Origin of the sequence: Sinorhizobium fredii (genome assembly GCF_002944405.1) — a bacterium.
Classification (GTDB): domain Bacteria; phylum Pseudomonadota; class Alphaproteobacteria; order Rhizobiales; family Rhizobiaceae; genus Sinorhizobium; species Sinorhizobium fredii_C.
In genome coordinates, this window is the sequence record NZ_CP024307.1 from 1,861,689 (window position 1) to 1,883,776 (window position 22,088).

Annotated in this window: 39 protein-coding genes and 1 tRNA gene; 20 read left to right on the forward strand and 20 right to left on the reverse strand. The window is 60.6% G+C overall.

Features of this window, described 5'->3' with window-relative positions:
• Nucleotides 1-112: 112 nt before the first annotated feature.
• The 6 genes from NXT3_RS09155 to NXT3_RS09180 form a co-directional block, all read right to left on the reverse strand.
• Nucleotides 113-186: transfer RNA gene (locus tag NXT3_RS09155), tRNA-Cys, on the reverse strand.
• A 34-nt stretch (nucleotides 187-220) separates the two neighbouring features.
• Complete coding sequence (locus NXT3_RS09160; RefSeq protein ID WP_104839176.1) at nucleotides 221-1,507, reverse strand: hypothetical protein; 1,287 nt, start codon at nucleotides 1,505-1,507, stop codon at nucleotides 221-223.
• A complete protein-coding gene (locus NXT3_RS09165) occupies nucleotides 1,507-1,755 on the reverse strand; it encodes a hypothetical protein (RefSeq protein ID WP_104839177.1) in 249 nt (82 codons plus the stop codon). Before NXT3_RS09165 ends, NXT3_RS09160 begins: the two co-directional genes overlap by 1 nt.
• 1 nt (nucleotide 1,756) lies before the next feature.
• Nucleotides 1,757-1,990: a hypothetical protein gene (locus tag NXT3_RS09170; protein ID WP_104839178.1), complete on the reverse strand. Its 234-nt coding sequence runs from the start codon at nucleotides 1,988-1,990 to the stop codon at nucleotides 1,757-1,759.
• Nucleotides 1,987-2,442: a hypothetical protein gene (locus NXT3_RS32325; protein WP_158665331.1), complete on the reverse strand. Its 456-nt coding sequence runs from the start codon at nucleotides 2,440-2,442 to the stop codon at nucleotides 1,987-1,989. The genes NXT3_RS09170 and NXT3_RS32325 overlap by 4 nt, the downstream gene beginning before the upstream one ends.
• On the reverse strand, nucleotides 2,439-2,828 hold the full coding sequence (locus NXT3_RS09180) for an HNH endonuclease (protein ID WP_104839180.1): 390 nt from the start codon (nucleotides 2,826-2,828) through the stop codon (nucleotides 2,439-2,441). The genes NXT3_RS32325 and NXT3_RS09180 overlap by 4 nt, the downstream gene beginning before the upstream one ends.
• A 101-nt stretch (nucleotides 2,829-2,929) precedes the next feature.
• Between NXT3_RS09180 and NXT3_RS31615 the strand changes: the two genes are divergently transcribed.
• Nucleotides 2,930-3,109 carry a hypothetical protein gene (locus NXT3_RS31615; protein WP_158665332.1) on the forward strand — a complete coding sequence of 60 codons (180 nt, stop codon included), beginning with the start codon at nucleotides 2,930-2,932 and terminating at the stop codon, nucleotides 3,107-3,109.
• Between the two features lie 28 nt (nucleotides 3,110-3,137).
• Here NXT3_RS31615 and NXT3_RS09185 read toward each other — a convergent pair whose 3' ends face one another.
• Genes NXT3_RS09185 through NXT3_RS09215 form a run of 7 tightly spaced genes read right to left on the reverse strand, consistent with a single transcriptional unit; the run spans nucleotide 3,138 to nucleotide 6,083 of the window.
• Nucleotides 3,138-3,401: a hypothetical protein gene (locus tag NXT3_RS09185; RefSeq protein ID WP_104839181.1), complete on the reverse strand. Its 264-nt coding sequence runs from the start codon at nucleotides 3,399-3,401 to the stop codon at nucleotides 3,138-3,140.
• Complete coding sequence (locus NXT3_RS09190) at nucleotides 3,398-3,919, reverse strand: hypothetical protein (protein WP_104839182.1); 522 nt, start codon at nucleotides 3,917-3,919, stop codon at nucleotides 3,398-3,400. Before NXT3_RS09190 ends, NXT3_RS09185 begins: the two co-directional genes overlap by 4 nt.
• Nucleotides 3,920-3,921: 2 nt before the next feature.
• On the reverse strand, nucleotides 3,922-4,881 hold the full coding sequence (gene bet, locus NXT3_RS09195; RefSeq protein ID WP_104839183.1) for a phage recombination protein Bet: 960 nt from the start codon (nucleotides 4,879-4,881) through the stop codon (nucleotides 3,922-3,924).
• Between the two features lie 2 nt (nucleotides 4,882-4,883).
• Complete coding sequence (locus NXT3_RS09200; RefSeq protein ID WP_104839184.1) at nucleotides 4,884-5,414, reverse strand: siphovirus Gp157 family protein; 531 nt, start codon at nucleotides 5,412-5,414, stop codon at nucleotides 4,884-4,886.
• Nucleotides 5,414-5,659: a hypothetical protein gene (locus NXT3_RS09205; RefSeq protein ID WP_234828098.1), complete on the reverse strand. Its 246-nt coding sequence runs from the start codon at nucleotides 5,657-5,659 to the stop codon at nucleotides 5,414-5,416. Before NXT3_RS09205 ends, NXT3_RS09200 begins: the two co-directional genes overlap by 1 nt.
• Entirely contained in the window at nucleotides 5,659-5,856 is a 198-nt protein-coding gene (locus NXT3_RS09210) for a hypothetical protein (protein WP_104839185.1), read from the reverse strand. The genes NXT3_RS09205 and NXT3_RS09210 overlap by 1 nt, the downstream gene beginning before the upstream one ends.
• Nucleotides 5,853-6,083 (reverse strand): hypothetical protein, encoded by a 231-nt coding sequence (locus NXT3_RS09215; protein ID WP_104839186.1) that lies wholly within the window; start codon nucleotides 6,081-6,083, stop codon nucleotides 5,853-5,855. The genes NXT3_RS09210 and NXT3_RS09215 overlap by 4 nt, the downstream gene beginning before the upstream one ends.
• Nucleotides 6,084-6,568: 485 nt before the next feature.
• Here NXT3_RS09215 and NXT3_RS09220 point away from each other — a divergent pair, with 485 nt between their 5' ends.
• Nucleotides 6,569-6,925, forward strand: coding sequence for a S24/S26 family peptidase (locus tag NXT3_RS09220; protein WP_104839187.1), 357 nt, complete (start codon nucleotides 6,569-6,571; stop codon nucleotides 6,923-6,925).
• On the opposite strand, the gene NXT3_RS09225 is transcribed toward NXT3_RS09220, so the two are convergent.
• Nucleotides 6,922-7,608 (reverse strand): S24 family peptidase, encoded by a 687-nt coding sequence (locus NXT3_RS09225; protein WP_104839188.1) that lies wholly within the window; start codon nucleotides 7,606-7,608, stop codon nucleotides 6,922-6,924. The genes NXT3_RS09220 and NXT3_RS09225 overlap by 4 nt on opposite strands.
• An 85-nt stretch (nucleotides 7,609-7,693) precedes the next feature.
• On the opposite strand from NXT3_RS09225, the gene NXT3_RS09230 reads away from it, so the two are divergent.
• Nucleotides 7,694-7,894, forward strand: a complete 201-nt coding sequence (locus NXT3_RS09230; RefSeq protein WP_064253665.1) for a hypothetical protein — start codon at nucleotides 7,694-7,696, stop codon at nucleotides 7,892-7,894.
• Nucleotides 7,895-7,896: 2 nt separating this feature from the next.
• On the opposite strand, the gene NXT3_RS09235 is transcribed toward NXT3_RS09230, so the two are convergent.
• A complete protein-coding gene (locus NXT3_RS09235; RefSeq protein WP_104839189.1) occupies nucleotides 7,897-8,157 on the reverse strand; it encodes a hypothetical protein in 261 nt (86 codons plus the stop codon).
• 71 nt (nucleotides 8,158-8,228) lie between these two features.
• On the opposite strand from NXT3_RS09235, the gene NXT3_RS09240 reads away from it, so the two are divergent.
• The 3 genes from NXT3_RS09240 to NXT3_RS32910 all read left to right on the forward strand — a co-directional run bounded on the left by NXT3_RS09240 (nucleotide 8,229) and on the right by NXT3_RS32910 (nucleotide 9,634).
• Nucleotides 8,229-8,996 carry a DUF2312 domain-containing protein gene (locus NXT3_RS09240; protein WP_104839190.1) on the forward strand — a complete coding sequence of 256 codons (768 nt, stop codon included), beginning with the start codon at nucleotides 8,229-8,231 and terminating at the stop codon, nucleotides 8,994-8,996.
• Nucleotides 8,997-9,359, forward strand: a complete 363-nt coding sequence (locus NXT3_RS09245; RefSeq protein ID WP_104839191.1) for a hypothetical protein — start codon at nucleotides 8,997-8,999, stop codon at nucleotides 9,357-9,359.
• Nucleotides 9,360-9,502: 143 nt separating this feature from the next.
• Nucleotides 9,503-9,634, forward strand: coding sequence for a hypothetical protein (locus tag NXT3_RS32910; protein ID WP_268801733.1), 132 nt, complete (start codon nucleotides 9,503-9,505; stop codon nucleotides 9,632-9,634).
• A gap of 25 nt (nucleotides 9,635-9,659) precedes the next feature.
• Here the strand turns inward: NXT3_RS32910 and NXT3_RS32330 are convergent, their stop codons facing one another.
• A complete protein-coding gene (locus NXT3_RS32330) occupies nucleotides 9,660-9,911 on the reverse strand; it encodes a hypothetical protein (protein ID WP_104839192.1) in 252 nt (83 codons plus the stop codon).
• Between the two features lie 47 nt (nucleotides 9,912-9,958).
• On the opposite strand from NXT3_RS32330, the gene NXT3_RS09255 reads away from it, so the two are divergent.
• The 10 genes from NXT3_RS09255 to NXT3_RS09300 all read left to right on the forward strand — a co-directional run bounded on the left by NXT3_RS09255 (nucleotide 9,959) and on the right by NXT3_RS09300 (nucleotide 16,769).
• Nucleotides 9,959-10,333, forward strand: coding sequence for a hypothetical protein (locus tag NXT3_RS09255; RefSeq protein WP_104839193.1), 375 nt, complete (start codon nucleotides 9,959-9,961; stop codon nucleotides 10,331-10,333).
• A gap of 26 nt (nucleotides 10,334-10,359) precedes the next feature.
• Entirely contained in the window at nucleotides 10,360-12,459 is a 2,100-nt protein-coding gene (locus tag NXT3_RS09260; RefSeq protein WP_104839194.1) for a DNA cytosine methyltransferase, read from the forward strand.
• Nucleotides 12,456-12,641, forward strand: coding sequence for a hypothetical protein (locus NXT3_RS09265; protein WP_234828099.1), 186 nt, complete (start codon nucleotides 12,456-12,458; stop codon nucleotides 12,639-12,641). The genes NXT3_RS09260 and NXT3_RS09265 overlap by 4 nt, the downstream gene beginning before the upstream one ends.
• The gene (locus NXT3_RS09270) at nucleotides 12,638-13,297 is read left to right on the forward strand and encodes a class I SAM-dependent methyltransferase (protein WP_104839195.1); all 660 of its coding nucleotides are present in this window, start codon (nucleotides 12,638-12,640) and stop codon (nucleotides 13,295-13,297) included. The genes NXT3_RS09265 and NXT3_RS09270 overlap by 4 nt, the downstream gene beginning before the upstream one ends.
• A complete protein-coding gene (locus tag NXT3_RS09275; RefSeq protein ID WP_104839196.1) occupies nucleotides 13,294-13,500 on the forward strand; it encodes a hypothetical protein in 207 nt (68 codons plus the stop codon). Before NXT3_RS09270 ends, NXT3_RS09275 begins: the two co-directional genes overlap by 4 nt.
• Nucleotides 13,501-14,352 carry a YdaU family protein gene (locus tag NXT3_RS09280; protein WP_104839197.1) on the forward strand — a complete coding sequence of 284 codons (852 nt, stop codon included), beginning with the start codon at nucleotides 13,501-13,503 and terminating at the stop codon, nucleotides 14,350-14,352.
• On the forward strand, nucleotides 14,294-15,070 hold the full coding sequence (locus NXT3_RS09285) for a hypothetical protein (RefSeq protein WP_104839198.1): 777 nt from the start codon (nucleotides 14,294-14,296) through the stop codon (nucleotides 15,068-15,070). The genes NXT3_RS09280 and NXT3_RS09285 overlap by 59 nt, the downstream gene beginning before the upstream one ends.
• Nucleotides 15,067-15,471, forward strand: a complete 405-nt coding sequence (locus NXT3_RS09290; RefSeq protein WP_104839199.1) for a GcrA family cell cycle regulator — start codon at nucleotides 15,067-15,069, stop codon at nucleotides 15,469-15,471. Before NXT3_RS09285 ends, NXT3_RS09290 begins: the two co-directional genes overlap by 4 nt.
• Before the next feature lie 12 nt (nucleotides 15,472-15,483).
• The gene (nusG, locus tag NXT3_RS09295) at nucleotides 15,484-16,104 is read left to right on the forward strand and encodes a transcription termination/antitermination protein NusG (protein ID WP_104839200.1); all 621 of its coding nucleotides are present in this window, start codon (nucleotides 15,484-15,486) and stop codon (nucleotides 16,102-16,104) included.
• A 182-nt stretch (nucleotides 16,105-16,286) separates the two neighbouring features.
• On the forward strand, nucleotides 16,287-16,769 hold the full coding sequence (locus NXT3_RS09300; protein ID WP_104839201.1) for a BA14K family protein: 483 nt from the start codon (nucleotides 16,287-16,289) through the stop codon (nucleotides 16,767-16,769).
• Between the two features lie 726 nt (nucleotides 16,770-17,495).
• Here NXT3_RS09300 and NXT3_RS09310 read toward each other — a convergent pair.
• The gene (locus tag NXT3_RS09310) at nucleotides 17,496-17,696 is read right to left on the reverse strand and encodes a hypothetical protein (protein ID WP_104839203.1); all 201 of its coding nucleotides are present in this window, start codon (nucleotides 17,694-17,696) and stop codon (nucleotides 17,496-17,498) included.
• 360 nt (nucleotides 17,697-18,056) lie between these two features.
• Here NXT3_RS09310 and NXT3_RS09315 point away from each other — a divergent pair, with 360 nt between their 5' ends.
• On the forward strand, nucleotides 18,057-18,305 hold the full coding sequence (locus tag NXT3_RS09315; RefSeq protein WP_104839204.1) for a hypothetical protein: 249 nt from the start codon (nucleotides 18,057-18,059) through the stop codon (nucleotides 18,303-18,305).
• Nucleotides 18,306-18,354: 49 nt separating this feature from the next.
• Here the strand turns inward: NXT3_RS09315 and NXT3_RS09320 are convergent, their stop codons facing one another.
• Both NXT3_RS09320 and NXT3_RS09325 read right to left on the reverse strand, forming a co-directional pair.
• Entirely contained in the window at nucleotides 18,355-18,555 is a 201-nt protein-coding gene (locus NXT3_RS09320) for a hypothetical protein (protein ID WP_104839205.1), read from the reverse strand.
• Nucleotides 18,556-18,592: 37 nt separating this feature from the next.
• Nucleotides 18,593-19,240 (reverse strand): DUF4145 domain-containing protein, encoded by a 648-nt coding sequence (locus tag NXT3_RS09325; RefSeq protein WP_104839206.1) that lies wholly within the window; start codon nucleotides 19,238-19,240, stop codon nucleotides 18,593-18,595.
• Nucleotides 19,241-19,335: 95 nt separating this feature from the next.
• On the opposite strand from NXT3_RS09325, the gene NXT3_RS09330 reads away from it, so the two are divergent.
• Nucleotides 19,336-19,956, forward strand: a complete 621-nt coding sequence (locus NXT3_RS09330; protein WP_104839971.1) for a putative metallopeptidase — start codon at nucleotides 19,336-19,338, stop codon at nucleotides 19,954-19,956.
• Here NXT3_RS09330 and NXT3_RS09335 read toward each other — a convergent pair.
• On the reverse strand, nucleotides 19,953-20,198 hold the full coding sequence (locus NXT3_RS09335) for a hypothetical protein (protein WP_104839207.1): 246 nt from the start codon (nucleotides 20,196-20,198) through the stop codon (nucleotides 19,953-19,955). The two genes, NXT3_RS09330 and NXT3_RS09335, sit on opposite strands and share 4 nt — an antisense overlap.
• 35 nt (nucleotides 20,199-20,233) lie before the next feature.
• Between NXT3_RS09335 and NXT3_RS09340 the strand changes: the two genes are divergently transcribed.
• Together NXT3_RS09340 and terL are read left to right on the forward strand one after the other, a co-directional pair.
• The gene (locus tag NXT3_RS09340) at nucleotides 20,234-20,698 is read left to right on the forward strand and encodes a DUF2280 domain-containing protein (RefSeq protein WP_104839208.1); all 465 of its coding nucleotides are present in this window, start codon (nucleotides 20,234-20,236) and stop codon (nucleotides 20,696-20,698) included.
• Nucleotides 20,685-22,082, forward strand: a complete 1,398-nt coding sequence (terL, locus tag NXT3_RS09345; RefSeq protein WP_104839209.1) for a phage terminase large subunit — start codon at nucleotides 20,685-20,687, stop codon at nucleotides 22,080-22,082. The genes NXT3_RS09340 and terL overlap by 14 nt, the downstream gene beginning before the upstream one ends.
• Nucleotides 22,083-22,088 lie beyond the last annotated feature (6 nt).

Genomic DNA, 22,088 nt, shown 5'->3' on the forward strand with positions numbered 1-22,088 from the left:
AACATCGACCTGAGCTGTGGGAAAACCCTGGAGCAGATTGCTACCAGCCAAGGGCGTGGCACCGGATCGAGCACCTGATCTCGTGACGTAGAATCGGCAATTAGATGTGTAATGGAGGCCTCGCCCGGAATTGAACCGGGGTACAAGGATTTGCAGTCCTCTGCGTCACCACTCCGCCACGAGGCCTCTCGTGCTCGGAAAATCGAGCGATGGCGGGCGTTTAGCCCTTCCGATCCGATTTTGCAATAGCCGATTTCTGAAAAACGTCCTTGGCCATTTCTGAAATTGCGTTTTCCGACTGTTCTTCCACAGCCTTGCCGGAAGTCGCGCCCATGCGCTTTTTCGTGGCTTCCAGAACGCGCTTTTCCGTCTCCTTGGCATAGCCTCGATAGGCCTTCGCCGTCTTGTGCTTCGACAGCACCCGGCCTTGGCCTTCGGTCAGGCCCATCTCTTCCAACTCGGTCATGCCGCCATGTCGGCACTTGTCCAGGCTGAAGCCTTCGATCCCGAGTTTATCTCCCATCTCCCTGACCTCGTGCGCCAGGTACGTGCCGTCGCCGAAGAGCTGCCCGTTCTTCTTGCAGACGATCGACGTGCCGTAGCGTGGCGTCTGCGAGAGGACCTCTTCCGCGTCTTGGTAGAGCAGCACCCTCGTGCCGTCCTCTTCCGTGAATTCGAGCGGGTGCGAGGCGGATACACCGTTCTTCCTGTGCTTGATCTGGATCTTGTCCGGATCCGAGGGGCCACGATAGCCGCTCCAGGCGGCATAGCCGGCGCCGATCGACGAGGGGCGCATCAGCCACTCGAAGGCGAGCACCGCGGCGGCCGCCAACTCTCCCCGTCCTTCCTTGATTGCTCCTCTGGCAAACTGGTAGACCGTCTCACGGTCGACATGGCCCTTCACGGCCCTTTCCCGCTTCTTCACCGTGACGCCTTCCCAGGGGTTAGGCGTGTCCGGTCTGAACAGGGTCGGATGGTGCGGCTGCATGCGCTTCCACATAGCCTTGCAGTAGGTGACTACCTTCTCCGAAGTCCGGGCCGCTCCGTCGCGATGGAAGGCATGATAAACCTTCTCCGCAGTGCTCACGCCCATGTTGGAGACTTTCATATCGCCGACGCGCACCTTCTGCTTCGTGGATTCGCGCTGGATCTCTGTCTCGCAAACGCGATCGAAGACGCGCCGATAATCCGGCCGGCTGAATTCTGCGACGCGCTCGAGAAAACTGTCGTGCTTGAGATAGGCGTTCACGAGCCACTCGATCGTGCCGTACCTGGTCAGGTCTGGCTCTTCGAAAGGGCTTCGCTCTTTGCGCCAGCCGTCGAGGCGGTCATTCCAGACCGCCGCCGCCTCGTTCAGTTCCTTCTGCGAGAGATCATGCCCGAGCGTGGCGGAGGTGTACGGTGCGCCGGCCTTGCGGAAAGCAGTCGGGCATGTCCAGAAATAGGAAATGGAGCCGTTCTGCTTCCTCTTGAACGAGGTATAGCGGGGCATCGACACCGGCACCATCAGAACACCTCCAGGTCTCCGACGGCGGCCTCTGCTGCTTCTGGGTTGATCACCTTGTCCAGATCGGTCTTCCGCCATGCCCGGAACTTGCCCTTGCCCGTGCCAACGTCGATAAAGGGCAGGGGCCAAATGGTCCCGACCCGGCTCATGAAGGCGTCAACTGTCTTCTCGCCAGCATAAGCGGCGGCGAGCTCGTCGCGTAAGACGGCCGGCCAGCATCCTGGGGGAATGACAGCGTGCTTGGTCATCTTATCCCCAATTTCCAATAGTGCCATCTGGCGGGGCAATGGCATCGTCGATCAAGTCGAGAACTTCGTCTTCAAACTCGGCATGGTCCTTGGCGATCGTCAGAGCGTTGATCAGTTTCCCGACCAACGCCATCGTTTCCATGCGGGTCATGGTCGGGCCGACGAGTTCTTCTACGCGCGCGCGGATGTCCGCCGGCAGCTCGTAAAATTGGAGGGTAGCCTTGGTGTAGGTCATGGCTTGGCATCCTTCTCAGGAGCGGGCAGAAGGCCTTGCGACGTGGTGCGCTCGTAAATGGTCTCGCCGGTCGGAAGCAGGATTTGTCCGAGGAAGGCGGCGTCGAATGATAGGATGCCGGTCTCGATCGCTGTCAACTGCCCCTTGATCCAATCGCGAAGGATCGACCAGACGGCGATCTGACCTTTCTCCAGCGCCCGCCGCTCGTGCTCGACACGCGTCATCCGCATCCGGTTTGAATACGGGTTCTCCTTCAGCCAGGCGGAGGCATACCCCTTCGCGCTGGCTTCGACCTGCACCATCCGTCCGCGGTACTCGAACTGGATGATGACCTTGCCCTCGGCGAAGTCTTCCATCGGGGCAAATTTCGAGCAGCCGAACGCCTGAATGGTCTTGCGGATATCGTCCATCGCCGATCGGCCGGACGTGCTGTTAGAGTAGGGAAGGCTCATCGGCTGACGACCTCCCCCGTGCGGCGGTCAACGACCGTTCCGTCCATGCAGCGCTTGAAGCGCGGGTTCGATAGGCTCGATTTCGGCTTCTTGATACCCAAGTGCTTCTTCCGCACTTTGGCGATTTTGGATTTCACCTTCATCTCGACGGCCGTCTTACGGCGATGCGGCTCGCGCAAAGCCGGGAAGAGGTTGCTCTCCCGGTGCTCGCCGCCGAGGATCAGAGCAATCTTGTGCTCGAGCTCCCACTCGTCGCGCACCGGATCGATCTTCCGGCCTGTCAAATAGCAGATGCCTCCCTCGCGTTCGAAGACGCGCAGCCGGACGCGCGGCGGGACCTTCTGATCGTCGTGCTTGCCGATCCATTCTTCCACCGAGCGGGCCATCACGCACGCCCCCAGCAATGAATGCTCGAACTTGCGATCGACGCAGGAACCTTGTTGGTCAATCGCCGTTGAGCATTCAACAGGCGCGAAGGAGCGCTACGATGGACTTCAAAATGATGATGCACATCCATGCACGGATCGGCCCTTGCGGAACGGAAAATCCTCCGTATCTCCGTAACCGGTCGGCGATTAAGCAGACCGACAAGTCGAAAACATCTTCCGGTGAGGGCGCGAACGTCGGTAGCAACCGAAAAGGTGAAAAGGCGCCCGATCAGACTTGAGAGAGCTGAATTCGTCATGCTCTCCCCGTCAATTTGCGCGTCGCTGCAAGGCGTCGAGCTGCTTGTTGGTGGTTTCGGGTAAGAAGGCGGCCGGGCTCGTCTTTGCTGGCCAGATTGTTACGGTCTCGCCGTGTTCAAGCGCTTCGCGAACCATCCAGACTATGTCCTCGTCGGTCTCGAACGGCGCATGGGTTCGGCAAAGGTGGCCGTCAGCATCGCGGGTTTCCGCCTGCCATCCAGCCTTGCGCACATCTTCGGATATCTGAAGGTTGACAGGGAACGGGTTCTTCATGCTGCGGCTCCCGCATTTCGTTGAGTTGCGCCGCGCTCGACGCCGATCAGATCGTCGAGGAAGTCGAGGACGGCCGTTTTGCTTTCCTGAAATTCCTGCTTGCCCATGGCCTTCATGGACTGGCTTTTCGCCACGTACCGGGTGACCGTCGCCTCTTTGACGTCGACGACCGAGAAGGCGTCGATCGGCCGGATGAACGCCGCCATCCGCGCCGCCTCGGCTTTCGAACTGCAGGCGATCGTGTGAGCGTCGCAGTAGCCGGTCCTGATCAGCGCATAGGCGCGCAAGTGCTCAGCGGATTCGGCGAAGGGCAGACCGGAATAGTGCTCTGGCAGATTGCGCCAGGCATCATTCACGGCAGCGAAATAATGCCGGTGGCTGTTCATGCTCCGGTCGTTGTGCTCGGCGAGCGTATAGAACTCGCCGACCACGAAACGCTTGTCGCATTCGCGGGCCCAGTGCCGATTTGCCGGCTCGAAGGCCTCACCGTTCCACTGCAGAAGCACGGGGCCGCCCATAGTCAGCCTGCCATCATGGGATGGTTGCGGAGCTCGTCATTGGCTGGCCTGCTCGGCTTACGCGCGATTGCCGCCTCGATTTCCTTCTTGAGTGCGAGCGCGTCGCCCGGCTGCAAAGCCCAGAAGCGTTTCAGCGGTTCGCGGTTCGCGTCCTGCCACTTCGCCACGGTCTCAGGCGTCGATTCCTTGATGAAGCGCATCACCTCGTCGGCGAACTTCCCGACCGGATCTTTTTCGAGCGCCCAGTTGTCGCCCCAGGTAACCGTGATCGAGTTGTCGGCGCCGATCGCGCGCATGCGGTGGTTCTCACGCTCCTTTTCGACGACTTCGGAGGCGGTGAGGTCGATAACCTTGGCGCGATCCAGTTCGGCTTCGTCATAGAGGCCGGTGAACTGCTCCGGCCAGCCGGCGCGCAGCGCTTGCATCTCGGCGCACTTGGCGATCATCAGGCGTGGCATACGTGCCCAGTTGCCACTGTCGTCGAGTGTCTGATTGCCGGTCTTGTAGTTCTTGCCGGTCTGCTCGTTCTTCGCCCACTCCTCCTTGATCGGAGCGAACTCGTCCCAGAAGGACTGCCCGGCGACTTCGTACCATTCGCCAGACTTCGGATCCTGCTTCCACAGGAAGACAGTCGCGGAAACGATGCCGTGCGGGTTCAGCGGCCCTTTCAGCCCCGGATCGAACTCATAGGACGGGGGCTTGCTCGCCGGCCGGTAATCGCCGCAGCGCTGCGCGATAACGCGCTGGCCGTCGCGGCTGATGATGATGGTCATGTTGCGCTTCTCGGCATTGTTCTTCGAGAAGACCATCGGGATGATCTGTTTCAGGAACGGGTCGAGGCGCTTGGCCTTCGCGACTTCCATGTAGAGGTTGAATTCTTCGTCATTGCAGTCCTTCGCAATGGTCTGCTTGACCAAAGCGATCTGCTTGGACGTCAGGTCGAACGTGGTGATAGCATTCATGGTCACTTCCTCCGGACCGTGAGAGAGAACGAGCCGTTGTCGAGCGTGGCGCCGGGAATGGTGGCGTTCGCTTCGCGCAGATCGGCGGTGAGGGCTTTCTTGTCGAGCTTCGGGGCGGGGCGCGGCTGCTCGACCCAGTACTTGGCCGGGATGTCGGCTTCATCAACGACGATCAGGGCCGGCGCGCGCTTCGTCAGCGACAGCGTTGCCGTCGGCAACTTCATTGAGGTCTGATCAGTGGCGAGCATTGCCTGCTCGATGAGGGCCCGGACGCGATCAGCGCGGCGCTCTATCATCTTGCGCCGGGTCTCGAATTCCTCTTCCTTCGCCTTCAGGCCGGTAACGAGGACGTCGCACTCGTCGAGCTCCGCGATGGCGGCTTCGATAGCCTCGACGAGGTTGGTTTCGCCCTCGATCGCGTCGGCGACCAGCTCGGCGTCGTCGTCGACGCCTTGATTGCGCAGGCTTGACAGAAGCGTCTTCGCCGCTTCTGTCTGCCGGACAACGTTGAATGCGATATCGGAAGTGGTCATCAGACGTTCCTTTCGTGGGCGACGAGTTCCTGAACCCGGTTGGCATTCCAGAGGCCGGCCGCGAGCACGCCGCAGAAGGCCGCGAGGAAGATCAGGAACATGGCGGCGGTGTAATAGGCCCGGTTGGATTGCTTCAGCGCGTCCAGGTCGATGTTGCGGGCCGGCGGGAGTGCGCAGGTTCCGCACTCGCAGTAGCGATTGGGCGGGTCGCATGCGTAGGCGATGGAAGAGGTCTTTCCGACCATCACGCGAGCCTCCGGTTCACGATGGCCGTGACAGCGTCCTGCTGCTCGTCGTTGAGCTTCATGAACGTGCCGTGCGGGTCCTGTTGGAAATCGCGCCAGCGCTTCTCAGAGAGCGGGCCGGCCACCTCGATCTCGTGCCGATCGATGCAGCAGAGCTCGGCAATGATGGTGCGCATGTTCGAGGAGGTGAGCGTCACGCTGCAGCCCTTTCCTTGAAAGAGGCCAGCGCGTCGAAGTCGGGGTATTCGGCGTAGCGCTGGAACTGCTCGACGGTCGTGCCGGGCAGGTAGGCGCACTCTTCGATAGCGTCCTGCTCGCAGCGGAACTCCGCCGCGTCATCGCGCTCGTAGGAGAAGAAACCCTCATCGGTCAGGACGCGGCCGACCTCGTCTTCAATGCGGTAGCGGGTAACCATCGTGCCCATGTCCAAACCCCTTCGGCAGGAAGTTGCCGTGTCGATAGGAGGACTATAGGAAAAAGCCTATTTGTATGTCAATAGGAAAAATAGGAATTAGCCTATACGCGATAGGTTTTTCTCTGGAAGAGGCCTGGCGTGAACGTTTCCGAGGCGGACTATCCAAATAACGAAATGTTATCCAAGTACGGAAAAAGTGACCGTTCGATTCAGGCACAAAAGCTGTGCCGCGATGAGCCGAAATCGCCGGAAACTTGAGTATTCCCTAAACTACGATCCAGAGAACCCCAGAAAAGTGCCGGCGAATAAGCAGTGGATTGTTAGAAAACTGTCTTAAAGGTTGAGGCGCTCGGCGCTCGGTCGCGGAAAGTATGACAGTTCTGTGACAACCCACAAATGTTCACTTAAAGAAATACTTCTGTCGGAACATGCAACTGCTGCGTTAACGTGCAGGGCGTACCCAAAATCGGTAAGCTGTTGCAGCGAGGCGCAAAATGCATGAGCTATTTAATCCGAACCTTCCGCCCGAAGCTCTCCTGTCTGGTCGCTTCCGCATCCATGCGGTGAAATCCGACGCGATGGAGCCGGCGCTCCGCGGAGGGCGCGATTATGCGCTTCTCGCACCGGTGACTGCATACCAGGGAGAGGGGACTTATCTCATCGACGACGGCCTTTCGCTCGACCTATACCGCGTGACCAACACGCTGGAGAAAGGCGGCGCCCTTCGTCTGTCCAGGGAAAACCCGCGCTACGGATCGAAGACGATCGGCAGGGAGGATTTCAACGAAAGGGTTGTCGGGATCGTCGTGGCTGACATCAAGGTTCGAAACGAGCGGTTTCTCGCCGGCTAGACGGTGAAGCGCCCGATGTACCGGCCAACGATGTGGATTTCGTCGAGAGTGAACTCGCGCTCCGAATGGCGCGGGTTATCGGAGATTATCTTCACGGTCACCGTCTCGGCGCCCGGGCGCGATGTCACCTCGAGCCGCTTCACGACGACGCCGCCGAATTCATCCGCAAGAGCGTAGATGCCATCCGGTGACGGCACTCGGTGGCGCGTATCGATGAAGACGACATCGCCGTCTGCGATCGTCGGCGACATGGAGTCCCCCTGGGCAGGGAACGCCGCGACGTGCAGGGCTTTGACGCCCATCCTCGCCAGCATCCACTCGGGAAGGCGCCAGTGATCGCGGACAACTTCTTTCGCGAAGGTGATGCCGTTCCGGCTGGTTTGCTCGAGAGCACTGAAACCGCCGGCGCCGAGGCCTGCGACCAGGTCAATCTCGGGAATGTCCTTGCTCTTGTCATCGGCAGACCGGCTGTCGGTCCGTTCAGGAGCTCCCAAATCGCCTTCCGGCAAGTCCAGGATTTCCGAGAGGCGTGAGCGGACATCCTCTTTGAGCTTGGCCGGAATGTTCCTCTCCATGAACTGCTGCATGTAGGCCGCGTTCTTCCCAAGCTCCAGCGAGACCTCTTTGTAATTCAGGCCTCGCTCCTGCATCCGCTTCAGAATCGTTCGTCTCACCTGGTCCATGAAAAAATCACTGGCATAGGAATTGACAGGAAGCGAATAGGAATGTACCTATCATTATAGTGATAGTCCTATTAGGAATTGGGCGGTGTCCGAACTCGAAGCTTTCAAGACCACGGTGGAAACCTTCATCGCCGATCGGAACATGACGCCGACGCAGTTCGGCAAGCAGTTCGCAGGCGATCCGCTTTTCGTCTTCCAGCTGAGAGACGGGCGCGAACCGAGGACGCAGACGCGCGAGCGCATCCTGCAGGCGATGGAAGCTTCGGAACAGGAGAATGCGGCATGACGTCACTTCTCCTCAAGCGCCCGCATGTCTCGGCAGAGCTGCCATGCAACGTCCTTCGGCATCCTCAGGCGAACCGCGATAACCGCCTTCTCCACGCCATCGCCGTTTCGGGAGAGTGTGGCGAACGTCAATCGGATGATGCCGTCGACTTCCTCGATCTCGGTAACGATGTCGCTGAAGAGCGCCGGAGCGCCGTGGTCGTAGATCGGTGCGATCCCGTCCGGCCCTCCCTTGAACCGGGTTTTGCCGACCGTCTGCTTCATGCTGGTTCCCCCTCTATTGGTTGGCGTGCTCGGCGCGCTTCGATCGACGAGATGAATGCGAGGGCGGCGCGATGACCTCCGACGCCCAGATCAGAGCGTTCATCGACCGCATCCTTCGACTGAAGGAAGAGCAGGACACGATCGGCGAGGACATCCGCGACATCTACGCGGAAGCAAAGGGAATGGGCTTCGACAAGACCGCCATGGGCAACGTCGTGGCGCATCTCCGCAAAGTCTCCAAGAAGGGCCATGACACCGTCGCCGAGCAGGGCGCCATCTTCGACCTGTACCTGGCTGCTTACGAGGGCAACGGCTCTCATGCGCCTGCGCCTGCGCGCACACGAGAAAACATTGAGAAATTTGACGCCGAGACCGGCGAAATCCTCGACGACAATCAAGTTCCCGAGCGCGAGCAATCGCGGGGCAATGGATCGCGTGACCATCAGCACGTCTATTCCCGGCAGACTGATGGGGCCAGGCATGGAGGGCAAGACGGAGTGCCTGCGGGCGCCGACCATGCAGGGGAGGCCGCCGCGAATGCACAAGGCCTCCCCACCAGTTCCGAGATCCCCATCGACGAGCGCGAAACCGACCGCGAGGCGGCGGACACTCACGCCGGCGCCAACGCAGGAGGACCCGATGTAGACCGCAGCGCGGAGCGCGCCACCGCCGCACGTAACGAAGCGGATGCCACCGTCACTCCGGCATCCGCTTTCACCGCCAAGCCCAGAAGCGCACTCCGGCCGAACTGCCGGAACCCTGAAGCATGCGCCGGCTATGGCGACCGTCACTGCCATGCCTGCACCGTTGCGAAGCGCCAGCAAGAGGAAGTCGCCTAAATGTTCAACGCCTTTGTCCGCCTCTCCAAAGCTGAAGGCGCCATGGCGCAGCGCGCGATTGAAAAGGGCGTCGGTCTCGATCGCGCCCAGGTGTCTCGCACGGAGCTTTCGCAGATGGTCGCCGACTTCACCGCCAAGAAAGGCGTGCGCCGGTTCGATCAAGGCGAATCCGGCTCCTACGACGGCGTGCAGAGTTTCCTGCTGTCCCGCGGCTACGAGCTGCGCCGCCGCGTCCACAAGTTCGAACTGAAGAAGGTCGGAACGGGCGGCCGCGCGAAGAGCATGGATTGGGACAGCGTCCTCGACTTCGTCGACCAGCTGCGCGTCTCCGAAGGACGCGAGCCGCTCAGGAGGGCCGCGTAATGCCACTGATGTTCTTCCTGTTACCGGTGTTCCCAATGTTCCCGTTCGTCGCCGTGCTGGCGGTTTGGGAAGACATGCGGGCGTCGAGGCAATGAATGCGCTCGATTTCGGCAACGACGAGCGGATCAAGAAGGGGGTCTCCCATGTCTAGTTCTCTTTCGGTCACCATTGCCACCACCGGCGCGACGATCTGGCTTCTGCTGTTGCTGATGCCTTTTCTGTCCCGGTTCATCGCCCATGAATTCCGCCGCCGCGGATACACGGCAAAGGATTGAGCGCTTTCACCTCCTCCCGAGGCGCTCAACGCTGGTCCCGGTCCTCCTCCTCCCGATCGGGGCCAGCAACTCTCAACCTGATGCGCTTGTTCGCCAGGTTCATGACCACGGCTCGAACAGCGACACCCAAGGGAATGGGAGCCGGCGACGAGGTCACGTCGCCGGCAGTAGGGGCGGACGTTGCGGCGGAGCCCCTACGAAACGGAAAGACTTGGGAGGGACCGGAAGCCGTTGGCGCGGTCCGGTCCTCTCCATCGGAAGTAATGCCTGTGCGCATCACGCTTCTCCTTCGACACGAGAACGATCGCACAGGGAGTTTCGGAAATGTCCGAAAACGCATCGGAGAAGTCAGAAATGTCTACTTTAGTTTTTTGCAAAGATGCTCTGAGGAGGGAGATTGCCCCTCCATCGATCGGCAGCGTCAAGGAACGCATTTCTCACGCCGCTCGCCAGCTAGGCTGGTCTTACACGCGCACCAAAGACGCTTGGTACGCGGATCCCCGCATTTCAATCAAGCCTGAAGAGCTGTTCCGCGTCGAAGCGGTCAGCGGGCTTCTCTATCAGGCACGACAGGAGCTCCGAAAGAATGACGATGCAATCGCAAGGGCCACAGCCCTCCTTGGTGGCGAGGATACGCATCTCGTTCGCTCGATCGTTGCTGCGGTTCGCGCGGCGCTTGGCATACGCCATCGCGCCTGAGCTGCGGGAAGAGGAGGGCGACAGAGATGTTCCGAACTGATCTTTTCGCAGAAACCAGCGCCAATGCTTTGATGGCTTCCGCCTATGTCGGAACGCCTCTGATCATCGACAGCTTCGCCGGCGGCGGCGGGGCCTCGACGGGCATAGAGATGGCGCTCGGCCGCTCTCCCGACATCGCCATCAACCACAATCCGGAGGCGCTGGCGCTGCATGCGGCGAACCATCCGGAGACGCATCACCTTTCCGAGAACGTCTATCGCGTCGACCCGCTCGATCATCTCAAGGGCAAGCATGTCGGCCTCGCCTGGTTCTCACCGGACTGTAAGCACTTCTCCAAGGCCAAGGGGGGCAAGCCGGTAGAGCGCAACATCCGCGATCTCTGCTGGATCATTCCCGGCTGGATCAAACGCATCCAGCAAAGCGGCGGGCGCGTCGATGTGGTCATCATGGAGAACGTCGAGGAGTTCAAGGATTACGGGCCGCTCGTCGAGACCGATCGCGGCCTAATGCCCGATCCGGAGCGCAAGGGCGAAAGCTTTCAGAAGTGGTGCAAGCAGTTGCGCCGGCTGGGCGGCCGGATCGAACATCGCGAGCTGCGAGCCTGCGACTATGGCGCCCCGACGATCCGCAAGCGGCTGTTCGTCATCATCCGATTCGACCGGTTGCCGATCGTCTGGCCAGAGCCGACGCATGGCAGCCCGACCGATCCCGACGTGATCTCCGGCAAGAAACTTCCGTGGCGGACTGCCGCGGAGTGCATCGACTGGTCTCTGCCTTGCCCGTCGATCTTCGACACGTCGGCAGAGATCTGGGAAAAGCATGCGCTGCGCGCTGTGCGACCGCTAGCAGACGCGACGATGGCAAGAGTGGCGCGCGGCATGAAGCGCTACGTGCTGGATGCGCAGAAGCCGTTCCTCGTCAACCTGACGCACGGCGTCCGGCTCGAGGGAATGGAGCAGCCTTTCAACGTCATCACCGGGGCCCATCGCGGGGAGAAGGCTGTCGTTTCTCCCTACGTCGCCTCTTACTACAGCCACACCGACGGTCGCTCGGAGCGCACCTCAGAACTAAACGACCCGCTAGCGGTCATTCCTACAGAAAACCGTCACGCTCTCGTCGCCCCGCATCTGATGACGATGCGGAACGCCGGCAAGCCGTTCAACGGTGCGGATGAGCCGACGCACACGATCACTGCCGGCGGCGCAGGGCTGACGCTTGTCGCGCCCGTTCTAACTGCCGCGCAACAGGGCGGCTCAGTTCGGTCTGTCGAAGATCCGCATCACACAATTACCGCCAGCAGTAAGGATCAGAACTCAGTCATCGTCCCGACGCTTGTCGGTTGCGGCGGCAGGGCAGGGCAGAGCCGGCCGCGCGGTGGCGATGAGCCGACGGGAACGATCACTTCGAAGGCAGACGGCTGCGTAGCCGTCGCTTTTATGGCGCAGCACAACAACGACAGTCGACGCATCGGTGGCGTCAACCCCGGCCGCGCAGCTGACGAGCCTTTGGCTACCATCACCCAATCAGGAAGCCAGCAGAACCTCGTCAGTGCCTTCGTTGCTCGCCAGTTCGGCACCTCGACGGGGCACGCGATCGACGAACCGGCCGCGACGGTTATGGCGGATGGCGGCGGCAAGTCGCAGCTCGTCGTGCCGTACCTGCAGGCCTACTACGGAACCGGCGACGGCCAGCATGAGACCGAGCCGATGCGGACAGTCACGACGAAGGATCGCCACGGCCATGTCGAGGCTACCGTCGGCGCGCCGCCCTTCACCGATGCGCAGGCCGATCGCGCGCGGCAGGTCGCCGACTTCATGCGCGCGCACGGTTTCTGGGACGATCGCGAGTTCGTCACCGTGGAGATCGGGGCGGATACCTTCGTCATCGTCGACATCGGCATGCGGATGCTGACACCGCGCGAGCTCTACAACGCGCAAGGCTTCCCGTCGGATTACAGGATTGATGGCGCTTGGGATTACCAGGGCGAAGGCACCGGACCGGTCTGGCGCGAATTCTCGAAATCGGTGCAGGTCTCCTGCGTCGGCAATTCCGTCTCGCCGCCGGTCGCCTGCGCGCTCGTCGCAGCCAATTGCGGGCACCTGGCGGTGCAGGAGGTGGCTGCATGAGCATCTCCACCCCCGAAATCGTTGAATGGGCAGAACGCCAGATAGCGCAAAAGCGCACCTGGCTCGAATGCCACGGCCCGAGTTCTAAGCGTCCTCGTCCAGAAAATGAGAGCGACACCAAGCTGCGCGATATCGCCATGCTCGACGAGGTGATCCGGCTTGCAAGGGGGAGGGCGGCATGAGCCAGAACACCTCATCCGCCGTCATGCAGCAACGCGCCGAGCCACACGACAGCCTAGATGACTTCCCGACGCAGCCATGGGGCACACGCGCGCTGTGCACCCATGTCCTCGCCGGATGCCACCTCAAAAGCAAGACCGTCTGGGAGCCGACGTGCAATCGCGGCCACATGGTCGATCCTCTAGGGGAATTCTTCTCCGCCGTCTGGGCGTCTGACATCCACGACTATGGCTTAGAAGGCGCGTTCCAGCACGACTTTCTGATGCCGTTCGTGCCGCGCGTCTTTCAGTGGTGCGGCCATGGTCCGGACTGGATTGTTGCGAACCCGCCGTTCCGGCTCGCAGAGCAGTTCATCGCCCGCGCGTTGGAAGTAGCCACCGAAGGCGTCGCGATGATCGTCCGCACCTCATTCCTTGAAGGCGTCGGACGCTACGAGAACCTGTACAGCAAGAGGCCGCCGAACATCGTCGCGCAATTCTCCGAGCGCGTTCCCATGGTCAGAGGCCGACTGACCGCGACAGGCTCGACGGCCACCTCCTACTGCTGGCTCGTGTGGCTGAAGGGTGTCTCCAGCACGAAGCTGGTTTGGATACCGCCCTGCCGGAAGCAGCTTGAACGCGCCGAGGACTACGCCGGTTATAGCGAGGTGGCTGCATGATCCCGCTCGGCCACGCTGACAAGCGCCTCTCTCGCTCGGCCGCCATGAGCGGCAAGCTGGATGATCGTCAGGCGCTCGCCGCTATCATCCTCTGGAATTCAGGGCATTTTGACACATACGACATCGCCCAGGTCCTCTCCTGCGGCGAAGACGCCGTGTGCCGGACCCTGCACGCTGCACGCCATGTAGGGAAGGGCGGCTGAGTGAGCGAACGCCCCTTCATGCAGCTCTACGTCTCCGATTTCATCGGTGACACCTTGCATCTCAGCACCGAGCAGATCGGGGCTTACATGCTGCTGCTCATGGCGATGTGGAATGCCGGCGGCCGGCTGCCGAACGATGACGCGAAGTTGGCACGCGTCGTCAGGATGAGCGTGAAGAAATGGAAATCTATCGAAGCTGATCTGCTTGGATTCTTCGACGTCGAAGGCGGTGAAATTACCCATAATCGCCTGACGAAAGAGATCCAAAAAAGCGAGAGAAAATCTCAATCGAGAGCCGACGCGGGGGCAAAGGGTGGAAGTGCTAAGGCATTGAAAGATAAAGAAGCACGTCTAGCAAATGCTAGCGTTTTGCCGCAGCATTCTCCAGATACCATAACCAGAGATAATACATCTTCACTACGTTCAGATGTTTGCCCGGAGCCGGAAAAATCCGCTCCGGCCTCTCCGACTGCGATCGAGCTTCCGGCCGTCAATGGCGAGATGGTCTCGATAAGCGAGGCGGATGTAGCCGAGTGGTCGGATGCCTTCCCGGCCGTGAACGTTCGCCAGCAGCTGGCGGCGATGCGTTCGTGGCTAAACGCCAATCCCAAGAACCGCAAGACGCCGAAGGGCATGAAGCGCTTCGTCGTTTCCTGGCTGTCTCGCGACCAGGACCGCGGCGGCGGTCGCCACCAACCGCAGGCTCAAGCGCCACCACGCCCGCAAAGCCCCTCTATGCAGCGCCACCACGAAATCCACTCAAGGCTGAAACGAGAACTCTACGGTGAACCAGATGACGAATTTGCCGGCACGACTGTCGACCTTGCAGCAGGAGATTTCCGCTCTCACTGAGAAGCTCGGGCCGGCCAGTGCCGACGAGATCGGCCAGTGCATCGAAGGCCTCATGAGCGGCGGCATGAGGGTGTCCGAGAGCATCACCGCGGCGAACCCCGTCGAGGAATACCGCCTCTCGCTGCGGAACGTCCCGGTCTACGGCCTGCGCAGAGCCTACGTGAAGCTCAAGCGAGGCGAATACGAAAACATCAACCTGGCCTTCATCCCCTTGCCGGCGGAGCTGGCGGCGATGGCGAATGCCGAATGCCGCATCCTGCGTGAGGACCGGATCCGCAAGCAGGAGACGCTTCGCGCGATCGAGGACAGCGTAAGCAGGACGTTGCCGAGCGCTCATGGTCTGATGGACTTGCGCGTCACCCAGCGCGAGCGCGCCAACGAACTGGCGGCTAAAGGGTTCTATCTGGTCGCCCAGGGCGTCGACCATCAGGAGTTCGCCACGCTCGCCAGGTCGAGGGAACTGCCGACCGGCTCAATCCTCCTGTGGGCCATCGATGAGGTCTGGTCGCCGATCGCGGTCCGTGTGAACCGGAGCGCCATGCACACGCGCCTGAAGGTTCAAGAAACGTCAATCTCACCGGAGCGTGCCGACGAGCTCGTGCGGATGCTGGCGCTACCAGACGCTCGCGAAGTCAGCTCCGAGCAGATGGCCTACCGCCGCAAGGTCGAAAAGGACATCGAAGCCGCCGAGCCGGTCGAAGAGGAGCGCGCGGCATGACCATCCAGCACCGCACCGTCGACATCGAGGCCGCCTCGAAGCTATGGAAGGATGATTTCTCAGCTTCGCAGATTGCCAAGCGCTTCGGCGTCACCCGGCACGTCATCGTTGGCCTAGCCTTCCGCAACCGTGACCGCTTCCCCAAGCGTGAGGAGCGCAAGACACCCGGAAAGAAGGTGGCAGCGCCGCGCGTGCGCAAATCTCTCTCGGCGCCGGCGCCAACGCCAGAGGTCGACATCCCGGCGACGGCCTACGACGCCGAGCGCCTCCCATCCGCAAAGCTCCTTTACGAACTGACGGCCGGCCAATGCTGCTGGCCCCTAAACGCTGGCGGCCCGTACCTGTTCTGTGCGGCGGAAACGACGGGACGCTACTGCAGCAACCATCAGGCCAGAGCATAACGAGGGATGAGCATGAAGAGATCACGTTGGTACGCAATCAGGGTTGCCCCCGGTTATCAGCGCATGGCCGCCGCAGACGATCGGCTGCCGGAAAGCCGGCGCATGGAGTCGATCATCGAGCGGAACTGCCGCAAGGATGGCTTCGACATCTTCATGCCGTCGTTCTACGCCGAGCTTAAGCACCATCGGACGAACAAGATCATCCAGAAGCGCTTTCCCTTCCTGGTCGGTTATGCCTTCGTCGACCTTCCGAGATTGAATTTCGAGGAGCTCCGCCGCGTCGATGGTGTGGTGTGCTTCCTCAGGGGCAGCATCGGCCATGGTCCTCTCGAATTCCCCAACGGCATCATCGAGGCGCTGTACTTCGCCGAGCATGAGCGTCGGCAGACCTTCCTCTATGAGCAGTATTGCCGGAAAGAGAACGAGCGTCGGGGGCGCGTCGAGCACCTCCGGGGCCAGCTCCGAAAAATACTGCCGAAGGGCAGGAAAGCGCGCGCCTCGATGGTCGAACAGGCCGAGAGGGCTATAGATTCACTGAGCCCGCAAATCAAAGAGCGTGTGCAGAATATAATCAGTGAATTGAACGCGCTCACCAGCGATGTTGATGTTGAAAATCTCCAGGAGGCCGTATAGATTTTCTGCAGTGATTTGCGGTTGTACAGTTGCGGACCTCTCGTAGGGAACACTCGCCGGACCGCTGCCGAAAGTTCACGCTCGGCGCACAGGAGAAATGCGCCTGCCAATAAGTGGCTCTGTTCATCCTAGGTTCATCGCAAACACCGGAAAATCGCCCGACGCAAAAGTTGGGTGATCTGATGAAAAAAATTTGTGCATTGCTAATCTCGGTTGCTACGGCATTTGGTGGCGCGGTCCCCACGCAGGCGATGCCTGTTTCGATGGTTACGGTGCCGGATTTGAGCGCTCAGGGCGTGGACTTGGTCCACCACAAGCCCGGTCACTACCGTGGCCCCAAGCACGCGCGTGGATACGGAAGGTACAGCGGCCCGCGTTACAGCGCCGGTCCGCGCTATGGCTACTACAATGGCTACCGGGGATATCGCTATAGTCGACGTGGCTACCATCGTCACAGCGATGGTTGGTGGTATCCCCTAGCGGCGTTTGGAGCCGGACTGGTCATCGGCGGAGCGATTGCCTCGCCACCGCGTCCGGCCTACTCGAACTCAAACTCGGCCCACGTTGAGTGGTGCTACTCGCGATATCGTTCGTATAGTGCCTACGACAATTCGTTTCAGCCCTACTATGGGCCGCGGGAGCAGTGCATTTCCCCGTACTATTGACGCAGTTTGGTTGAAGTGCGGCCACCCAATGACCGCCGTCTATGCGGTAGGGTGCCTGCCTTTTTTCGCGAGATCGGGCGGCGGCTGCGTCGGTCGAGCCATGGCAGGACGACGCCAGGTCATGGTTAGTCGGTTAAACGGCAGACGAAATCCCAGGTAGGCTGCCACCCTTCGGGGCCGATTATGGTGCGCTCGGTACCTATTGTAAGACCGGGTTCGATTCCCGGGCCTGCAACCAAAGCGTCGCCGCGACCACTCTCTGACCGCCGTCTATGCGGGCGGGTGGTCGCCTCCATTCCGCCCAGGGTCGGTCGGGTGTTTTTCTCAGCGATCCTGTATTTGCTCGGCGGGCAGGTACACCTTGGATCCGACCCGCTCTCCATTATTCAGTGAACCTCCGATCAACAGGTAGGCTGATATTCCGAGGACCACGAGTAGCAAAATGCTTACCGGAAGTGCCGCCGAGGCGTGGTGTTCCGGTTCTTGATAATGCCGTCCGCTCATTTCGAACGTACTCCACTCTCTAGACACAGAGAGAACGTGCCAACGATGCAGAAAACCCTGCGCCGATGTGGAACCTGGGTAACAAAGGTTGAGAAGTTTCAACACACTAGCATCATACCATGCTGGTGAGCACATTGCCTGAGACTACAGGTGGTACGGCGCAATCCGCCGCCACAACGTTCCCGATATGTTCATAGCTACTTCAGGCGGAGGCAGCACGTCTTAGTCCGCGGTTTGCTCCTCCCATAGCATTTCCATGATCTCGTTGGGCGTTTCGTGAACCTGAAGCGTCACGCCGGCCCCGTGGTTGGCCGCGAAGGCGATGAGAGTGGTACGTCGCTGCCCTTCAACCCGCTGGAAGTGGATGACATTGTCCATGTTGACGAAGATCGGGCCATTATTGTCGTGCAGTTCGAGCCACATGGCTTGCTTCCTTTCGACGGTTCAACTGCTCGCGCAAGTATAGCAGAGGGGCGAACAAATGAGTCCGTACCGCGTCGTTGAATATGATTCCGGCCCTAAGGGTATGCCGGGCTTAGAAGCTCTCATCAAACGCGACGGAACGTTTCCGCAACGGTCTTGATCCTGATCAATTCACCATCCGTTCCACCTCGCATCTGAGCGACGAAGAGCAGACCCGCTTCATCGATCTCCTCAATGCGAAGAAGATCAAGCTCGGAGCACCAGGCTATTTCTATCGCCTGCCGTTCTTCGCAGTCCCGGCGTGACACTGGCTGCTGGGCTCATCGCCTTCCTCGTTTCCATCAGCCGAAAGGAACCAGCATGCGCATGCATAGCTTCGCAATCCATTACAGCCGCCTGTTCGTGATCGCCGACCTCGTCGCCGCGGTTGCGGTCGTCGTCGCTTCCCTCGCGCTCGCCGTCGTCCGCTACGGCGCCAGTGTCACCTGGCATTCGCTACAGGGCTTCAGCCTCGCGGCCTATCGCCTCGTCGGCTCTCTCAAGCCAGTCTACCGCGAGAGCTACGAGACGCACGGTCTCAGTCTCGCCGCCGGTCGAATACGACCGTAATCCCGCTTGCCTGAAATGGAGAGCCGGGCCCCATGCCCGGTTCTCGGCCTCACGTCCGCTTTAGGCTGTTGATGATGTCTGTCTTGATGGCGATGGGGTCTATGGCAGCGCCCAGAACGGTCGAACAGCTCGGGCAGAGAAGAGTAACGGCTTTCCATCCGCCGGTGGAGAACCCTTCAGTGGCGTCTACGCCCTCCAGCTTTAGTCTCGTCACAGTCTTTTCGCACTTGGGGCATTTGCCAGTAGCCATAGCTTCCGTCCTCTGAAAAGCGCGGTATGCGCCTAGATTATGCTTCCGCCGCTTTCGCAGCCGCGATGCCACGATCGATCTTTGCCGTGAGCACAAAGAGGAAATTACCCAAGGCTTCTGCGAATTCGACCGATTGCTTCGCTTCGTCTGAGGAGACGTGGGGTTTGTCGGCATCCGCGTGCCTGGGTCTGTTCGAGCCGAGGCGGACTTCATGCGCCCAGTCAGCCATACCTTTCGTCAGGAGGTTGTCTTCTAGCGCTTGATCTATCCGCTTGTAGAGTGAGCCTTCAGTGTAACCATGATGTTTTAGCATGGCGTCTACTGCGCTGCCTGCCATGACGGCGGCAGCGTCCGGCGCGTGCAGGGTTTCAAATGCTTGCTGCAGGAACGTGCGGGCCGGCTGGGGTACATCTTCATGCGCTGCCTTGGCGTCAGGCCAAATGCTAATCGCCTTTAGCAGCCCGCCCTGTTCCCAAATGAACTCACCGCAAACGACAGCGTTACAGGAGTTGCACCTATAGGTAGCCCATCCCTGTGTGCCTATTGCCTTGAACGTATCGCTCCACAGTCTATTAAGGTTTGGGCTTGCGACAGAACAATGGGGGCACCGTCCCACCCCGAGGAGTTTGCCCGCGGCAGCATGGCCGCCTTGGCTGGAAATGAGGCTTGTATAGATTTCGGCCATTCGGCTTCCCCGGTTGAAACAAATCAAAAGAAATCAAAGTTGGCGCGAGGTGGCAAGAGGTGGACAGGAGCCCACAAAAAGGAGCCGGATCGATCATACGCCCGCAACCGCCGATTTCGCTCCACAAGGACATCCACTCGCCGGCCTTCGACCCGGCCGAAGACTTGCCAGAATGGGTGCGGACGACATTCCTTGATCCGGCCTCACCGCTCCACAATGAGGAGCACGCCCATCTGGTGCACGCGAGCATTGGCTTCCTTTGGACGGTCGTAGAGAACAGCCGCAAGGGACGCCGCATAATAGGCCAGTGCGAAGAGGGGAAGCCGCAGGGCGCTATGGGAAAATGGGCCAGAGCCCGTGCTGAGATGCAAATCAAGCAGTGGTTCGGCCACGTCCCGGATTTCATCATCACGTTGGACGCTGAATACTGCCGGGAGTGCGGCGACGCCGAGTTCATGGCGCTAGTCGAGCACGAGCTCTATCACGCCGCCCAGGACGTCGACGCATTCGGGGCGCCGAAGTTCAGCAAGAGCACAGGCAGGCCAGTGTTCGTCATTCGTGGACACGACGTTGAAGAGTTCGTCGGCGTCGTTCGTCGTTATGGGGCAGATGCTGCCGGCGTCCGCGCCATGGTCGATGCAGCCAACCGGCCACCCGAAATTTCTCGGGCGAGCATCGGCCATGCGTGCGGAACCTGCAAACTGCGAGTGGCTTAGTTCACCTTAATATCGCCAGCGGCGACGAGATCGGTGACATCAAGGTTAACCCCGGTGCTAAGCACAGCATCACCTTCACGAACCGGCACCACGGCGTGGAGAAGGTAGGATGTCTTCACGCCACCTGGAGAATTCATGTCTGGGCGCGTTATCTGCTGCCCGGCGTAGTCGCCCAAATCAATGTCGTGTCCATCTTTCTGGAAATTCTTCATCACAGTGAACCTTACGGAGTTGATGGCCAAGGTTATCCTCCATTTGACCGGGCTTTGACACCACGATGGCGAAAGCGAAACTCTCAGATGAGGTGAAGACCTTCATCGTTCAAGCCCTGGCTTGCTTTGACAGCCCGTCGGTTGTGTCCGCGGCAGTCAAGAAGGATTTCGGTCTCGATGTGAGCCGGCAACTTGTCGAGAGCCACGACCCGAACAAGAAGGCGGCTTCAGGATTGGCGCCCAAATGGCGCGTCCTGTTTGAGGAGACGCGAAAGACCTTTCTCGAGGATACAGCCTCCATCGCGATCAGCCATCGCGCCGTTCGCCTCCGCGCTCTCCAGCGCATGGCCGACAAGGCAGAGACCCAGGGCAACATGGTGCTGGCATCGTCATTGCTGAAGCAGGCGGCGGAAGAAGTCGGCGGAGCTTACACGAACCGGCGCGAGATCACCGGCAAGGATGGCAAGGACCTGCCGACGCCGGTCTCCCCGGTGACGATCTTCCAGTTGCCCGACAATGGCAGAGGTTGAGCAAGGGCAGGGCGCCCAGACAATCATCCGGCCGCAGGCTGGCCCGCAGACGACCTTTCTCGCTTCCCCGGCTGATATCGCGATCTATGGCGGCTCGGCTGGCGGCGGCAAGACCTGGGCGCTGCTCATGGAGCCGCTGCGCCATGTCGCGAACCCGCAGTTCGGCGCCGTGTTCTTCCGGCGCACGCTGGTGCAAGTCCGAAACGAGGGCGGCTTGTGGGACGAGAGCGAGAAGCTCTACCCCAGCCTGATGGCGAAGCCGAGGGTGGCACCGGATCTGTCGTGGACGTTCCCGTCTGGGGCGTCCGTCAGCTTCGCGCACCTCGAGCACGACAAGACGGTGTCGAACTGGCAGGGCTCGCAGATACCGCTGATCTGCTTCGACGAGCTCACCCATTTCAGTGCGAAGCAGTTCTGGTACCTGCTGTCACGTAACCGATCGATGTGCGGCGTCCGGCCGTATGTCAGGGCGACCTGCAACCCTGATGCAGATAGCTGGGTTGCAGAGTTCATTTCGTGGTGGATCAACGAGGATACCGGTCTGCCAATACCTGAGCGGGCCGGCGTGCTTCGGTATTTCGTCCGCATCGGTGACGCGATCATCTGGGCTGATCATCCGTCGGAGCTCGCCGATTACACGGCGCCAGACGAGAACGGCAACCCGAAGCCAATCGAGCCGAAGTCGGTGACATTCGTCCCGGCCAAGCTGACCGACAACAAGGCGCTGATGGCGGCCGATCCCGGCTACCTCGCCAACCTAATGGCACTTCCGACGGTCGAGCGCGAGCGCCTGCTCGGCGGTAACTGGAAGATTCGGCCGGCGGCTGGCCTTCTGTTCCGCCGCGGCTGGTGCGAGGTCGTCGATGCGATCCCGGCCGGCGCGCGCTGGATGCGCGGCTGGGACTTGGGCGCGACACCGAAGACGGAGAGCAACGATCCGGACTGGACGGCCGGTACCAAGATCGGAAAGCTGCCGGATGGCCGGTACATCGTCGCCCATCACTGCCGCGATCGGCTGTCGCCCTCCGGTGTCGAGCGGTTGATCAAGAACACAGCCGAGGGCGATGGCAAGGAAGTGCAGATATCCCTGCCGCAGGATCCGGGGCAGGCGGGTAAATCGCAGGTCACCAACCTGACGAAGCTGCTGGCAGGCTTCACCGTTCGGGCAACGCCCGAGTCCGGCGACAAGATCACGCGGTTCAGTCCGTTCTCGGCGCAGGCCGAAGCCGGCAACGTGTTGGTGCTTCGCGGTCCATGGAACGAGACTTGGTTTTCTTCGCTCGAGGGCTTTCCGGAAGCGGTGCACGATGACGACGCCGACAGCACGAGCCGAGCCTTCAACGCGCTTCTCAGCGCAAGCACGTTCACGCTGGCGAACGTGTGACCGTCA

What these genes read in the sequence shown, in the direction of transcription:
- NXT3_RS09170 (WP_104839178.1), bottom strand. Translation starts at nt 1,990, where the DNA reads ATGACCTACACCAAGGCTACCCTCCAATTTTACGAGCTGCCGGCGGAC.
- NXT3_RS09185 (WP_104839181.1), bottom strand. Translation starts at nt 3,401, where the DNA reads ATGAAGAACCCGTTCCCTGTCAACCTTCAGATATCCGAAGATGTGCGC.
- NXT3_RS09160 (WP_104839176.1), bottom strand. Translation starts at nt 1,507, where the DNA reads ATGGTGCCGGTGTCGATGCCCCGCTATACCTCGTTCAAGAGGAAGCAG.
- NXT3_RS32910 (WP_268801733.1), top strand. Translation starts at nt 9,503, where the DNA reads ATGTCTAGTTCTCTTTCGGTCACCATTGCCACCACCGGCGCGACGATC.
- NXT3_RS09300 (WP_104839201.1), top strand. Translation starts at nt 16,287, where the DNA reads ATGAAAAAAATTTGTGCATTGCTAATCTCGGTTGCTACGGCATTTGGT.
- NXT3_RS09325 (WP_104839206.1), bottom strand. Translation starts at nt 19,240, where the DNA reads ATGGCCGAAATCTATACAAGCCTCATTTCCAGCCAAGGCGGCCATGCT.
- NXT3_RS09205 (WP_234828098.1), bottom strand. Translation starts at nt 5,659, where the DNA reads ATGGTCGGAAAGACCTCTTCCATCGCCTACGCATGCGACCCGCCCAAT.
- NXT3_RS09240 (WP_104839190.1), top strand. Translation starts at nt 8,229, where the DNA reads ATGACCTCCGACGCCCAGATCAGAGCGTTCATCGACCGCATCCTTCGA.
- NXT3_RS09285 (WP_104839198.1), top strand. Translation starts at nt 14,294, where the DNA reads ATGACGAATTTGCCGGCACGACTGTCGACCTTGCAGCAGGAGATTTCC.
- NXT3_RS32325 (WP_158665331.1), bottom strand. Translation starts at nt 2,442, where the DNA reads ATGAGCCTTCCCTACTCTAACAGCACGTCCGGCCGATCGGCGATGGAC.
- NXT3_RS09245 (WP_104839191.1), top strand. Translation starts at nt 8,997, where the DNA reads ATGTTCAACGCCTTTGTCCGCCTCTCCAAAGCTGAAGGCGCCATGGCG.
- NXT3_RS09270 (WP_104839195.1), top strand. Translation starts at nt 12,638, where the DNA reads ATGAGCCAGAACACCTCATCCGCCGTCATGCAGCAACGCGCCGAGCCA.
- NXT3_RS09220 (WP_104839187.1), top strand. Translation starts at nt 6,569, where the DNA reads ATGCATGAGCTATTTAATCCGAACCTTCCGCCCGAAGCTCTCCTGTCT.
- NXT3_RS09320 (WP_104839205.1), bottom strand. Translation starts at nt 18,555, where the DNA reads ATGGCTACTGGCAAATGCCCCAAGTGCGAAAAGACTGTGACGAGACTA.
- NXT3_RS09315 (WP_104839204.1), top strand. Translation starts at nt 18,057, where the DNA reads ATGCGCATGCATAGCTTCGCAATCCATTACAGCCGCCTGTTCGTGATC.
- NXT3_RS09260 (WP_104839194.1), top strand. Translation starts at nt 10,360, where the DNA reads ATGTTCCGAACTGATCTTTTCGCAGAAACCAGCGCCAATGCTTTGATG.
- NXT3_RS09310 (WP_104839203.1), bottom strand. Translation starts at nt 17,696, where the DNA reads ATGTGGCTCGAACTGCACGACAATAATGGCCCGATCTTCGTCAACATG.
- NXT3_RS32330 (WP_104839192.1), bottom strand. Translation starts at nt 9,911, where the DNA reads ATGCGCACAGGCATTACTTCCGATGGAGAGGACCGGACCGCGCCAACG.
- NXT3_RS09290 (WP_104839199.1), top strand. Translation starts at nt 15,067, where the DNA reads ATGACCATCCAGCACCGCACCGTCGACATCGAGGCCGCCTCGAAGCTA.
- NXT3_RS09200 (WP_104839184.1), bottom strand. Translation starts at nt 5,414, where the DNA reads ATGACCACTTCCGATATCGCATTCAACGTTGTCCGGCAGACAGAAGCG.
- terL (WP_104839209.1), top strand. Translation starts at nt 20,685, where the DNA reads ATGGCAGAGGTTGAGCAAGGGCAGGGCGCCCAGACAATCATCCGGCCG.
- NXT3_RS09165 (WP_104839177.1), bottom strand. Translation starts at nt 1,755, where the DNA reads ATGACCAAGCACGCTGTCATTCCCCCAGGATGCTGGCCGGCCGTCTTA.
- nusG (WP_104839200.1), top strand. Translation starts at nt 15,484, where the DNA reads ATGAAGAGATCACGTTGGTACGCAATCAGGGTTGCCCCCGGTTATCAG.
- NXT3_RS09275 (WP_104839196.1), top strand. Translation starts at nt 13,294, where the DNA reads ATGATCCCGCTCGGCCACGCTGACAAGCGCCTCTCTCGCTCGGCCGCC.
- bet (WP_104839183.1), bottom strand. Translation starts at nt 4,881, where the DNA reads ATGAATGCTATCACCACGTTCGACCTGACGTCCAAGCAGATCGCTTTG.
- NXT3_RS09190 (WP_104839182.1), bottom strand. Translation starts at nt 3,919, where the DNA reads ATGGGCGGCCCCGTGCTTCTGCAGTGGAACGGTGAGGCCTTCGAGCCG.
- NXT3_RS31615 (WP_158665332.1), top strand. Translation starts at nt 2,930, where the DNA reads ATGGACTTCAAAATGATGATGCACATCCATGCACGGATCGGCCCTTGC.
- NXT3_RS09180 (WP_104839180.1), bottom strand. Translation starts at nt 2,828, where the DNA reads ATGGCCCGCTCGGTGGAAGAATGGATCGGCAAGCACGACGATCAGAAG.
- NXT3_RS09340 (WP_104839208.1), top strand. Translation starts at nt 20,234, where the DNA reads ATGGCGAAAGCGAAACTCTCAGATGAGGTGAAGACCTTCATCGTTCAA.
- NXT3_RS09215 (WP_104839186.1), bottom strand. Translation starts at nt 6,083, where the DNA reads ATGGGCACGATGGTTACCCGCTACCGCATTGAAGACGAGGTCGGCCGC.
- NXT3_RS09235 (WP_104839189.1), bottom strand. Translation starts at nt 8,157, where the DNA reads ATGAAGCAGACGGTCGGCAAAACCCGGTTCAAGGGAGGGCCGGACGGG.
- NXT3_RS09255 (WP_104839193.1), top strand. Translation starts at nt 9,959, where the DNA reads ATGTCCGAAAACGCATCGGAGAAGTCAGAAATGTCTACTTTAGTTTTT.
- NXT3_RS09225 (WP_104839188.1), bottom strand. Translation starts at nt 7,608, where the DNA reads ATGGACCAGGTGAGACGAACGATTCTGAAGCGGATGCAGGAGCGAGGC.
- NXT3_RS09265 (WP_234828099.1), top strand. Translation starts at nt 12,456, where the DNA reads ATGAGCATCTCCACCCCCGAAATCGTTGAATGGGCAGAACGCCAGATA.